Genomic DNA, 12,435 nt, shown 5'->3' with positions numbered 1-12,435 from the left:
TCCTGTCAGTATTGTTGAATCCAGCGGCGCACCAGATCGATGGTGGGTCCGGAGAAGGCTTCGTCGGATTGCAGCAGGACGAAGTCGCCCGCCGCGATGCCGTTCAGCACGCTCTCGATGGCCTTGCCATGGTCAGGTTCGTCCTGGATGTCTTTCACGCGGCTGCCTTGCGACAAGCCCTGGCGCAGCAGTGCGCGCGCCTGCCCCAATGGACGCTTGCTTTGCACCGTGTTGTCGTCATACAGCACGACACGGTCAAAGGCATCGCCCAACAGGCGGCCCTGTTCGATCAGGTCCGCGTCGCGGCGGTCGGCGCCGGCGGAATAGACGGCGGCGCGGCTCGACGCGGGGAATTGATCAATCGCGGCGATCAGCGGGCGCAGGGCCGACGCGTTGTGCACATCGTCCACCACGACCGCGGCGCCATTGCGTTCAAACAGCGTGAACTGCCAGGGCGCGTCGGCCTGGTCGATGTCAAAGGTTTCGATGCCGGCGCGGATCAGTTCCACGGGAATGTCCAGGGCCCAGGCGGCGCCCACCGCGGCCAGCACGTTTTCCACCTGGAAAGCCACGCGCCCGCCGTGGGTCAGCGGAATGGCGGCAACATCCGCCAGGCGCTCTTCGCGCGTGCCTTGCGCCAGGACGATGGCGCCGTCGCGCACAAACACCGCGCGGCCGTCCTGTTGCAGGTGGGCGGCAATGGCGGGCAGGGCGGGGTCGATGCCAAAGAAAATCACTGATCCGTCGCACAGCTCGGCCATCTCGACCACGCGCGGGTCGCGTGCGTTGAGCACGGCCGCACCGGTCGGCAACACCACATCGACTTGCGTGCGGAACACATTGAACATGCGCTCCGTTTCGTTGATGTCGAAGTCGCCCAGATGGTCGGCGTCGTCGATGTTGGTGACCACGCCCACCTGGCAGCGGTCATAGGCCAGGCCTTGGCCCAGGATGACGCCGCTGTCGTTCTCGATGACGGCGGCGTCCACGTTGCGGTTCATCAGCAAACGGGTGCCCGACGCAAAGTCGGCGTGGTCGCCCTTGTGCGCCAGGCGGCGGTCCAGATACAGGCCTTCGCTGCAGGCCAGGCCGGTGCGCTTGCCCGACAGGTGCAGCAAGCGCGCGACCAGGCGCGCCACCACGGTCTTGCCGTTGGTGCCCGTGACGCCCACGATGGGGATGCGGCCCGCGTCGCCTTCCGGGAACAGGTGGTCGACGATGGCGCGGCCTACCGGGCGCGGCGTGCCGTCGGCCGGTTTCAAGTGCATCAGCAAGCCGGGGCCGGCGTTGACTTCCACAATGGCGCCGCGCTGCTCGGCCAGCGGCCGGGTGATGTCTTCGGCCACCAGGTCTACGCCAGCGATGTCCAGGCCCACCACGCGCGCGGCCAAGGCCACAGTGGCGGCAATGCTGGGATGCACGCGATCGGTCACGTCGAAGGCGACGTTGCCGCTGCGCTGCACCAGCACGCGCTGCCCTTCAGCCGGCACGCTGTCTTCCGACATGCCCTGGCGCGCAATCTCCAGCCGGGCGGCGGAATCCAGGCGCACGAAATTCAGCGGATGGTTTTCGGTGCGGCCACGGCGCGGGTCGATGTTGATCTGGCTGTCGATCAGTTCGGCGATGGTGGATGCGCCGTCGCCCGTCACCCAGGCAGGTTCTCCGGCGGCGGCCGCCACCATGCGGTTGCCCACCACCAGCAGGCGGTGCTCGTTGCCTAGCACGAAGCGTTCGACGATGACGCCGCTGCCTTCGTCCACCGCCACGCGGTAAGCGGCCACCACGTCTTCGCGGGTCGTCAAATTGGTGAACACGCCCCGGCCATGATTACCATCGTAGGGCTTGACCACCACCGGCAGGCCGATGTCTTCGGCGGCGTCCCAGGCGTCGTCTTCGCTATCGACCAGGCGGCCTTCCGGCACCGGCACGCCGCAGGTCGACAACAATTCCTTGGTCAGATCCTTGTCGCGCGAAATGCCTTCGGCGATGGCGCTGGTGCGGTCGGTCTCGGCCGTCCAGATGCGGCGCTGCGCCGAACCGTAGCCAAACTGAACCAGGTTGCCTTCAAACAAACGGATATACGGAATATCGCGGTCATCGGCGGCATCCACGATGCAGGCGGTGCTGGGCCCCAGGCAGTGCTTGTCCACCAGGCTGCGCAGTTTGGCAACGGTGGCGGGCACGTCGAACGGGCGGTCTTCAATGGCCGCCATGACCAGGTCGCGCGCTTCGTTCAACGCGGTGCGCGTGACCTGTTCCTGCCAGGCGCGCACCACAACCTTGTAGACGCCGCGCGTCGACGTTTCCCGGGCCTTGCCGAAGCCGCCGCGCAAGCCGGCCAGGTTCTGCAATTCCAGGGTGACATGCTCAAGAATGTGGCCGGGCCAGGTGCCTTCTTTCAGACGGGCCAAAAAGCCGCCGCGCACGCCGGGGCTGCATCGGTGTTCGATCAGCGTCGGCAGCCATTCGGACAAGCGCTCGTAAAACCCGGGAATGGTGTTGGAGGGGTAGTCTTCCAGCTCACCAATATCCACCCATGCTTCCAGGACCGGGCGATAGGTCCAAATGTTCGGGCCGCGCAAAGCCACGACATCGAGAAATTCAATGTCTTTCTTTTTCATGTTTTAATTTACGAGAGAAGCAGGTTGGCACGCGCGGACGCCCCAAGGTAAGTCCGCGAAATTACTGGCGAAATTACGGGATTGCGCTGTAAGAATAATGCCAACGAGTGGGGGATCCCAGATATTCCTAATTAGAAAAATCGGCTGCTACTATACGACGCCTTCAAGGCGTCGATTCGTTGTGTTGTAAGGAAGGGACACGTTTGCCGCCGTGGGTGGTAAACCGGTTGCCGCCTAGTAGGGCAGAGTCCTGGCCCGGTATGCGTTCCAATGAAAAAACCACACCTGCTTTCCGGCCTTGCCGATGCATTTCCTGCCCGTTGGCGGGACGAAATCCGCGCTGAACTCGCGGATGACGAAACCTTATTGGCCTGGGTTGAAATTGACCTGGACCAGCGACTGAAGTTCCAGCCCGGGCTGGTCGCCGCCACCGACCGCCGCCTGCTGTCGCGTAATTCCGCTGACAACGGCTGGGAATCCTGGGCCTATGGGCCGCAACTTACCTTAAGTCTTACCGATCATGCCGGCGCCGCCGTGCTGGAATTGCACGACGATGCCGCGCGTCTGGCGGTCTGGCGCTTTACCCTGGCCCGCAATCCGGCCGCGCTGCGCCTGTTGGCCCAGTTCGAATCGCAACAGGCGATCCGGCTGTCCGGCCAAGCCGAAGAAGCGCCGCAAGAGCGCAACTGCACCGTCTGCAATAACCTCATTCCCGCAGGCGAAGAAGAATGCCCCACCTGCAACCAGGAACTGGCCGCGCCGTCGTCCACCTGGGCGCTGTTGCGCCTGTGGCGATTCGCCCGGCCGTATCGCGGCCCCTTGCTGGCGGGGTTCTTGCTGACCTTGCTGGGCACGGCCGCCACCCTGGTGCCGCCGTACCTGACCATGCCGTTGATGGACGAGGTGCTGATTCCGTTCCAGAACGGCGCGCCGATCGACTACGACAAGGTCCGCTTGTATTTAAGCGGTTTGCTGGCGTCCGCCTTGCTGGCATGGGGGTTGGGCTGGGCTCGGACCTACATCCTGGCCTGGGTCAGCGAACGCATCGGCGCCGACCTGCGCACCACCACCTATGAGCACTTGCAGCAGTTGTCGCTGGAATATTTTGGCGGCAAGCGTACGGGCGACCTGATTTCCCGCATTGGCAGCGAGACCGATCGCATTTGCGTGTTCCTGTCGCTGCACCTGCTGGACTTTGCCACCGACATCCTGATGATCGTCATGACGGCGGTGATCCTGGTGACGATCAACCCCTGGCTGGCGCTGGTCACGCTGGTGCCACTGCCGTTCATCATCTGGATGATCCACGCGGTGCGCGACCGGCTGCGCCATGGTTTTGAAAAGGTTGACCGCATCTGGTCCGAGATCACCAACGTGCTGGCCGACACGATTCCGGGCATTCGGGTGGTCAAGGCGTTTGCGCAGGAAAAGCGCGAGGTTGCGCGGTTTCGCGAAGCCAATAACCGCAACCTGGAAGTCAATGACCGCGTGAACACAACGTGGTCCTTGTTTTCGCCCACGGTGACGCTGCTGACCGAAGTGGGTTTGCTGGTGGTGTGGATATTCGGTATCTGGCAGGTGTCGCAGAACCAGATCACGGTGGGGGTGCTGGCGGCGTTCCTGGCCTATATCGGGCGCTTTTACATGCGCCTGGATTCGATGAGCCGCATCGTCTCGGTCACGCAAAAAGCGGCCGCCGGCGCCAAGCGCATCTTCGATGTGCTGGACCATGTGTCCAGCGTGCCCGAGCCGCAAAGGCCCGCCACGCTGCCGCATATCAATGGCCGCATCGAATTGCGCGACGTGGGCTTTCGCTACGGCAACCGCCAGGTGATCCGGGGGCTGGACCTGACCATCGCGCCGGGTGAAATGATCGGCCTGGTGGGGCACAGCGGTTCGGGCAAGAGCACGCTGATCAACCTGATCTGCCGCTTCTACGATGTGTCCGAAGGCGCGGTGCTGGTCGACGGCATCGACATCCGTTCGGTGCGCGTGGCCGATTACCGGCGCAACATCGGGTTGGTGCTGCAAGAGCCTTTCCTGTTCTTCGGCACCATCGCCGAGAACATCGCTTACGGCAAGCCCGACGCCACCCGCGACGAAATCGTGGCCGCGGCGCGCGCAGCCCATGCCCATGAATTCATCCTGCGCCTGCCGCATGGCTACGATTCGCTGGTGGGCGAACGCGGTCAGGCCCTGTCGGGCGGTGAACGCCAGCGCATCTCTATCGCGCGCGCGCTGCTGATCGATCCGCGCATTTTGATCCTGGACGAAGCCACATCGTCGGTGGACACCACCACCGAAAAGGAAATCCAGAAAGCGCTCGACAACCTGGTGCGGGGCCGCACCACCATCGCCATCGCGCACCGCTTGAGCACGCTGCGCAAGGCGGATCGGCTGGTCGTACTGGACCGTGGCCAGATTGTGGAGCAGGGTCCGCACGAAGATTTGATGGCCCGCGAGGGCGCCTACTATCGCCTCTATCAGGCGCAGGCGCGTCAGGCTGAAGCCGACGCACAGGCGTCGGGCAGCGAAGACATGGCCGCCGTGGCCTGACGCGGAACCGGGATTCTCTTCATGACATTGGCCTCCTCGTTGCCGACTTTTCAGCTACGCCGCAACGCCTTCGGGCGTCTGGAATACACCTCCGCCGACGGCGAGACGCATGAAGGGGTCATTCCCGTGCGCGCGTTCCCGATCAGTGAAGCCGGGCGTGGCCTGTCGCTGGTGACCAGCGACGGCCATGAACTGGTGTGGATCGAACACCTGTCCGACGTTCCGGCGCCGCAGCGCGCCCTGATCGAGGAAGAACTTGCCGGGCGCGAATTCATGCCCGAAATACGCAAGCTGAGCAGCGTGTCCACCTATGCCACACCCAGCACCTGGAAGGTCGAGACCGATCGCGGCCCCACGTCCTTCACGTTGCGCGGTGAGGAAGACATCCGCCGGCTCAGTCCACAGACGCTGTTGATTGCCGACAGCCACGGCATTTTCTATCTGGTGCGCGACATCCTGGCCCTGGATAAGCACAGCCGCAAGCTGCTGGACCGCTTCTTGTAGGTGTGAACGGCGCTATGCGCCGTTCTTGGCGCTCTTGAATGGCGTGTGCGATTCCAGCTCGCCCAGGTAGTCGGTGACGGCCGAGGTCTCTTCATCCAGGAAGTTCTGGATGGCGTCGGCAAAGCCCGGGTGCGCCACCCAATGCGCCGACCAGGTCGGCGTGGGCAGCAAGCCGCGCGCCATCTTGTGTTCGCCTTGCGCGCCGCCTTCAAAGCGCTTGATGCCATGCGCGATGCAGTACGCGATGGACTGCATGTAGCAGGTCTCGAAATGCAGCCCCGGCACGTATTCCGTCGCGCCCCAGTAGCGACCGTACAGCGCGTCGCCGCCCGCCAGGTTCAGGGCCACCGCCACGGGTTCGCCATCACGTTCGGCCAGCACCAGCACGAAGACGTCGGGTTGTTCGCGATGTGCGCGCTCGAAGAAATTGCGGTTCAGGTAAGGCGGGTTGCCATGGTTGAAGTACGTGCGGCAATAGCAGTCGTAAAAAAAGCCAAGCTCAGCGGGGCCGATCTCGGCGCCGCGTAGCCAGCGGAACGACAAGCCGGCGGCGGCCACCTTCTTGCGGTCTTGGCGGATCTTCTTGCGCTTGTCGTGGTTCATCATCGCCAGGAACGCATCGAAATCCGCGTAGCCGGGGTTGGTCCAATGAAACTGCACGCTTTCCCGCACCATGAAACCCGCGTCGCGCAACACGCGCATGTCGGCGTCTGACGGAAACAGCACGTGCAGCGACGACACCTTGATTTCCTCGGCGAAGGCCACCAGGCCGCGCACGAGCGTGGCGCGATCTTCGTCGTTGGACGCCAGCAGGCGCGACCCCGTGACCGGCGTAAACGGAATGGCCGACAGCAGCTTGGGGTAGTAGCGCATGCCGTGGCGCTGGAAGGCATCGGCCCAGGCGTAGTCGAACACGTACTCGCCGCGCGAATGGGACTTCAGGTAAAGCGGCACGGCCGCCGCCAGCGCATCGTCGCGCCACAGGGCCAGGTAATGCGGCGCCCATCCCGAGGCCGGCGCGGCGCATTTCGTTTCATGCAGTGCGCACAGGAATGCATGCCGCAGAAAGGGTTGATCCCCGGCCAGGGCATCCCAGGCATGGGCGTCGATGCGGGACAGGTCGGTTTCAATGGTCAGGCGCAGGGAATCCATCCGTGAATGATAAAGTCATCGACAGCGCACGGGTTTGAAACCGTGGGCTTTTTCAGGGTTTGCGGTGGCAAGCGCCACCTGGGATTGAACACACCATGTACAGCAACACAATGCCCGCGGCGCCGCGCGGGCGCGTCGACGACTGCTTGCGCGGGCAGGCGCTGGCGGCACTGGCCGCGCCAGAATGGCCAGAAAAAATGGCGGCCGTGCGAGGTATCGCGGATAGCGCTCTGCTGGACTGCCAGCGGGAATTCGCGGCGCCCGCCGGCTTGCCCGGTCGGCCGCAACGCCCGGAACTGGTGGCGCCCGCCCAGGTCAAGCATCGTTCCATGGCCACGGTCGAGGGCCGCGCGGCGTTGCTGCACGCGCTGGCCCACATTGAGTTCAACGCGGTCAATCTGGCGCTGGACATCCTGTGGCGTTTTGCTGGCATGCCCGAGACCTTCTATCGCGACTGGCTGCGTGTTGCACGCGAAGAGGCTTATCACTTCGATCTGTTGCGTCAGCGGCTGGCGGCCTTGGGCCATGCCTACGGCGACTTCCCGGCGCACAACGGTTTGTGGGACATGGCCGAGCGCACCAGCGACGATCTGCTGGCGCGCCTGGCGCTGGTGCCTCGCACGCTGGAGGCGCGCGGGCTGGATGCCTCGCCCATGATCCGCAATAAATTGGCAGGGGCGGGCGACGCGGAAAGCGCGGCCATCGTCGACATCATTCTGCGCGACGAAATCGGGCATGTCGCCATTGGCAACCATTGGTTCAAGCTGCTGTGCGCGCAAGCGGGCAAGGAACCCGTGGCTTGTTATGCCGAACTGGCGCAACGCTATGGCGCGCCCCGGCTGCGCGGCCCGTTCAACCTGGAAGCACGCCGTGCCGCCGGGTTCGACGACGCCGAACTGGCCGCGTTGCAAGCGGATCAACCGGAACTGAACACCCGATGACACCCATCACCATTGACGCGCTGCTGACGGGCATCGTGCGCCCGCTGGGCGATTCCGGCCGCGATAGCGGTATCGACAAGCATCCCGTGGCCGAGCGCCTGTGGCTAGGTGCCGAAGGCCTGCGCGGCGACGAACAGGCCGACCGCCGCTTTCATGGCGGCCCGGAAAAAGCGCTGCACCATTACGCCCGTGACCACTATCCGGCGTGGCGCGCCGAGCTGGGTGAACGGGCGGTGCTGGATGCCCCGGGCGCGTTCGGCGAAAACATCTCCACCACCGGGCTGACCGAAGCGGATGTCTGCGTGGGCGACGTCTTTTGCGTCGGCACGGCACTGATTCAGGTGTCGCAGGCACGCCAACCGTGCTGGAAGCTGGACCACCGCTTCGGCCAGCGCGGCATGGCGGCGCGCGTGCAATCAAGCGGCATGACCGGCTGGTACTACCGGGTGCTGCAAGAAGGTTGGCTGTGCGTGGGCGATACGCTGGCCCTGCGCGAACGGCCCCAGCCGCAATGGCCGTTGTCCCGCGTGCAAGACATCCTGAACCGGCGTGTGCTGGATACGGACGTGCTGCACGCTCTGGCGACGATGCCCGAGCTGTCGCCGAACTGGCGCGCGCTGTTCGAGAAGCGCGCGCAGGCGGGCCAGGTGGAAGATTGGACCCGACGACTGGAAGGCGATGCCGCGCTTTCAGCACCCAAGGAACGTTGAACATGAAGCATCCCCGCATGAAGTATTCAGGCATGAAGTTCCCCGCTACGAGAAGCAAGCCGTTCCTGGTCCTGGCGCTTTGCAGCGTCGTGCTGGCGTTGCCGATGTCGGCGGCACGTGCCGCCGACGCCTACGCCGCCTGCTTATCGCAATTGCGCGGCCCGGCGCAGAAAGCGGGCGTGTCCGCGTCCACCTTCGAGACGCACACGGCCGGGCTGTCGCCCGATATGACGGTTATAGACCTGCTGGATGCACAGCCCGAGTTCAAGACGCCCATCTGGGACTACATGGCGGGCCTGGTGGACGACGAGCGGGTGGCGGACGGCCAGGCGGGCATGGCGCGCTGGCAAGCGGAGCTGGCGCGCGCGGCCTCGCGCTATAACGTCGACCCGGCCACCATTGCGGCGGTGTGGGGCGTGGAAAGCAATTTCGGCCGCACGCTGGGCGGCCGGCCGCTGCTGACGTCCTTGTCCACGCTGTCGTGCTTTGGCCGCCGGCAAGCGTATTTCCGGGGCGAGTTCTTCGCCACCTTGAAGATCATCCAGGACGAGAACATCGCGCCGCAACGGCTGGTGGGGTCCTGGGCAGGCGCGTTCGGCCAGACCCAATTCATGCCGTCCACGTATCTGCGGCTGGCGGTTGATTTCGATGGCGATGGCCGCCGCGACCTGGTCGATAGCGTGCCCGATGCGCTGGCCTCCACCGCCAACTTCCTGAAGCGCGCGGGCTGGAATCCGCAACTGACCTGGGGCTATGAAGTGCGCCTTCCTGCCGGGCTCAGCACGGCGGGGGCGGGGCGCAAGAACAAACGTCCGATGTCGGCATGGGTCAAACAGGGCGTGACGCGCGTGGACGGCCTAGCCTTGCCCGGGGGCGAGACGCCAGCCGGCCTGCTGCTGCCAGCGGGTAGAAATGGGCCCGCATTTCTGGTCACGCGCAATTTCGATGCGCTGTATTCCTACAATGCCGCGGAAAGCTACGCGCTGGCCATTGCCCATTTGTCCGATCGGCTACGCGGCGGTGGGCCGCTGGTACAGCCCTGGCCCACCGACGACCCTGGCTTGTCCAGGGCGGAACGGCGCGAATTGCAACGCCTCTTGATCGCCAAAGGCTATGAGCTGGGTGAACCCGATGGTATGGTCGGCACCCGCACGCGCCAGGCCTTGCAGGCCGCCCAGCGCGAGCTGGGTCTGCCGGCGGATGGAAGGGCGGGGCAGAAGGCGCTACAGGCGCTGCGGGCCTCGGCCTCGCCCGCGCCGCGTTGACCGTATCCACCCGACGAATTTACAAGTTTTGCAAAGATCCCGCGCCAGGTAACCACCCTGACACGTGCGGGGCCAGCCTCGGCCCTATACTGATTTTCCGACTTTTCAGGAGAGCTGCGATGAGCTTGTTGGATACCTTGGCCTCGATGGCCGGCGGCGGTCAGCAAGGAGGTTCGGCGTCGTTGCTGCCGGCGCTGATCGAGCAATTGAACAAATACCCGGGCGGCCTCAGCGGCCTGATCGCCAGCTTTCAGAAGGGCGGCTTGAGCGAAGTGGTGGCGTCGTGGGTAGGCCCGGGCCAGAATTTACCCGTCAGCGCCGACCAGTTGGGTTCCGTGCTGGATCCCGGCGTCGTCAACGAGCTGTCCGCCAAGACCGGGCAGGACACCGATTCGGTGCTGGCGTCGCTGTCTTCGCTGCTGCCGCAATTGGTGGACAAGGCCACGCCGGAAGGCGAAGTGCAGCCCGGCCAGCAGTTCAACCCGACCGATCTGCTGGCGTCGCTGTCCGGCATGTTCGGAAACCGCGGCTAAGGGCGGCAAGGGGCTTTCCCCTCACGCATGGCCTGCTTTCATCCGCCGTGTTGGCCAAGCCGGGTCCTGCTTGTTTCTTCCGGCATGGCATCTGTTGCGAATCGGCAAAAAAATGGCCAACTCCGAAGAGTTGGCCATTTGCTAAGCACTGTGCAATAAAGCGGAATTTGGTGGAGCCGGGGGGAATTGAACCCCCGTCCGCAAGCCCTCTGCAATCAGTTCTACATGCGTAGTCGATTTATTTAGTTTTAACTTTGGACTTAGCCAACCGACAGGCCGGACCAAAGCGATTCACGTAATTTAAATCTGAGCCGTGTGACCCCAGCGCAGACCGATTCCTTGTGAATGTCGCTGCTGCGGTTCGAGGGTTACCCCCCTAGGAAGTTGCCTTCCTCCGCCTGACCCAAGGACAGATCAGTGCAGCGGCTCACCGCTTAAGCGGCGAGAGCGAAACGCTCGTCGTTGGCGTTTGTAGTGTTTCCAGTGGTTTAACGAGCGAACTGGTGCTCGGCATGCCCTGAGTTGTTTCGCGACCCACGTCGAATCCGGATCGGCCCCAAGAACTTTCTATTGTACTGGTAATTGCCATAGCCTGCTGCACTGTCCGCCGCCCGTCGCCTGGGCGTGGTGCGGCGGACACAAATGGGCGTCAGGCGGCGTTCGCGCAAGCAGGTTTGGCCGACGGCAGCGTGCGCGACGCGAGCATCAGCGCAAGCGCCAGCGCGACTGAAATCGCCACGATCAAGGCTGCCGCCCAACCCAGCGAAGCCAGCCCGTACTGGTCAATCACATGGCCACCCACCACGGCTCCCAGCCCGATCCCGATGTTGGCACCCGATATATTCAGCGACGCCGCGAAGGCGGGCGCCTCGGGGGCCGCTTTCATCAAGCGCACATGGCAAACGATGAAAAGCGCCGCCTGCGCAATACCCCACAGGCCCAGCGCCACGGCCAGCAGACCATGCGATTGCATCACCGGCGCCACAAATACCAGTCCCGCTGCCATCAGCGAGGAAAACAGGGCGGTGGCGCCCAGGGGGCTGCGGTCCACCATGCGGCCGCCCAGCGTGTTACCGATCAAGCCGACCGCCCCAAAGGCCATCATCGTCCAGCCGACAATCTGCCCATCAAAGCCCGCCAGCCGCTCCAGCATGTCCGCCAGATAGGTGTAGGCCGTGAACATGCCGGTAAACACCAGCAGCGACAGCACCACATGGCCCAGCACGATCGGATTGCGCAGGATGCGCAGTTGCGTGACCAATTTGACACTGTCAGCGCGGATTCGTGTGCTGGGAAAGGCCAGTAGCAACAGCAGGGCTTTAGCGAACGCCACGGCCGATAGTACCCAGAACGCCGCTCGCCAGCCGAATGCGTCCGAGATCAACACCCCGATCGGGATGCCAAACACGGTAGCCGCCACAATACCGAAAGCGACCATGGAAATCGCCCGGCCAGCGCGTGCTGGCCCCACCAGCTCAACGGCGGTTGCGCTGGCCAGTGACCAGAACACGGGCAAGGCCAATGCGGGCACAAAGCGGGCCACGGCCATGACCCAGATGTTCGGCGCCAGGGCGGCAACCGCGTTTGAAACGCCGAACAACACCAGCACCCCGATGAATAGCCGCTTGCGTTCGACATTGGCCATCAATGCGGTCAGCAAGGGGCCGGTAGCGGCCACCGTAAAGGCGAACAGCGAAACGAGCAGGCCGGCCTGGGACACGGTGACCTGCAGGTCGCGGGCCAAGGCGGGCAACAATCCGACGATTAGGAATTCGGTGGTCAAAATCGTAAAACCGGCGGCAGAAAGTAGCAGGATGGGCAAAAGCATAGGCATTCCATGGGCGCGATGCCGAATGGCGTTGCGCGAGGGGGGCGTTGTCAGCGAAAAGGTCGTCGGTGCGCGCAAGCATTGGCCGCGCACGGTGCACGAAGGTGTTCAACCGTCGGCGTGGGGGGGAGTGGTTGCGGAGGCAGGCTCCGTAACACCGGCGTCTGCCGGATCGGCAATCGGGAAGTACCCGACCGCCTTGCATGGGTCACACTTTAAGGGACTTGGAAATCCGGATAAAGCGTGCAATTCCGGAAAGATTGTTCGCCGGGTGCAACTAATGGAGGCAGCTACCAGGCGCCACTAATTCGCGCCAGGCATTGGC

9 protein-coding genes and 1 other RNA gene are annotated in these 12,435 nt (G+C 64.0%); 6 read left to right on the top strand and 4 right to left on the bottom strand.

The genetic code is table 11. The annotated features are described in order from the left end of the window. Nucleotides 1-5 precede the first annotated feature (5 nt). Entirely contained in the window at nucleotides 6-2,621 is a 2,616-nt protein-coding gene (gene cphA, locus WBR68_RS04900) for a cyanophycin synthetase (protein WP_050447838.1), read from the bottom strand. A gap of 270 nt (nucleotides 2,622-2,891) precedes the next feature. On the opposite strand from cphA, the gene WBR68_RS04895 reads away from it, so the two are divergent. Then, entirely contained in the window at nucleotides 2,892-5,177 is a 2,286-nt protein-coding gene (locus tag WBR68_RS04895) for a cyanophycin metabolism-associated ABC transporter (protein WP_050447839.1), read from the top strand. A 21-nt stretch (nucleotides 5,178-5,198) separates the two neighbouring features. Next, nucleotides 5,199-5,681 carry a cyanophycin metabolism-associated DUF1854 family protein gene (locus WBR68_RS04890; protein WP_050447840.1) on the top strand — a complete coding sequence of 161 codons (483 nt, stop codon included), beginning with the start codon at nucleotides 5,199-5,201 and terminating at the stop codon, nucleotides 5,679-5,681. Between the two features lie 12 nt (nucleotides 5,682-5,693). On the opposite strand, the gene WBR68_RS04885 is transcribed toward WBR68_RS04890, so the two are convergent. After that, entirely contained in the window at nucleotides 5,694-6,833 is a 1,140-nt protein-coding gene (locus tag WBR68_RS04885) for a GNAT family N-acetyltransferase (protein WP_230693630.1), read from the bottom strand. Nucleotides 6,834-6,928: 95 nt separating this feature from the next. Between WBR68_RS04885 and WBR68_RS04880 the strand changes: the two genes are divergently transcribed. From WBR68_RS04880 to WBR68_RS04865, 4 genes are read left to right on the top strand one after another with little or no spacing between them, the layout of a single operon-like run. After that, a complete protein-coding gene (locus tag WBR68_RS04880; RefSeq protein WP_050447842.1) occupies nucleotides 6,929-7,774 on the top strand; it encodes a ferritin-like domain-containing protein in 846 nt (281 codons plus the stop codon). After that, entirely contained in the window at nucleotides 7,771-8,484 is a 714-nt protein-coding gene (locus tag WBR68_RS04875) for an MOSC domain-containing protein (RefSeq protein WP_050447844.1), read from the top strand. Before WBR68_RS04880 ends, WBR68_RS04875 begins: the two co-directional genes overlap by 4 nt. Nucleotides 8,485-8,516: 32 nt before the next feature. Then, a complete protein-coding gene (locus tag WBR68_RS04870; RefSeq protein WP_370641196.1) occupies nucleotides 8,517-9,749 on the top strand; it encodes a lytic murein transglycosylase in 1,233 nt (410 codons plus the stop codon). Further along, complete coding sequence (locus tag WBR68_RS04865) at nucleotides 9,746-10,282, top strand: YidB family protein (protein ID WP_255695873.1); 537 nt, start codon at nucleotides 9,746-9,748, stop codon at nucleotides 10,280-10,282. The genes WBR68_RS04870 and WBR68_RS04865 overlap by 4 nt, the downstream gene beginning before the upstream one ends. Nucleotides 10,283-10,450: 168 nt before the next feature. Here WBR68_RS04865 and ssrA read toward each other — a convergent pair. Together ssrA and WBR68_RS04855 are read right to left on the bottom strand one after the other, a co-directional pair. Further along, nucleotides 10,451-10,840, bottom strand: a transfer-messenger RNA (tmRNA) gene (gene ssrA / locus WBR68_RS04860). 91 nt (nucleotides 10,841-10,931) lie between these two features. Further along, nucleotides 10,932-12,110, bottom strand: a complete 1,179-nt coding sequence (locus WBR68_RS04855; RefSeq protein ID WP_050447847.1) for an MFS transporter — start codon at nucleotides 12,108-12,110, stop codon at nucleotides 10,932-10,934. Nucleotides 12,111-12,435: the final 325 nt, after the last annotated feature.

It is taken from the genome of Achromobacter sp. JD-1, from assembly GCF_038594925.1.
GTDB classification, from domain to species: Bacteria; Pseudomonadota; Gammaproteobacteria; order Burkholderiales; family Burkholderiaceae_B; genus Achromobacter; species Achromobacter spanius_C.
This window is presented reverse-complemented; position numbering and strand designations above follow the sequence as displayed.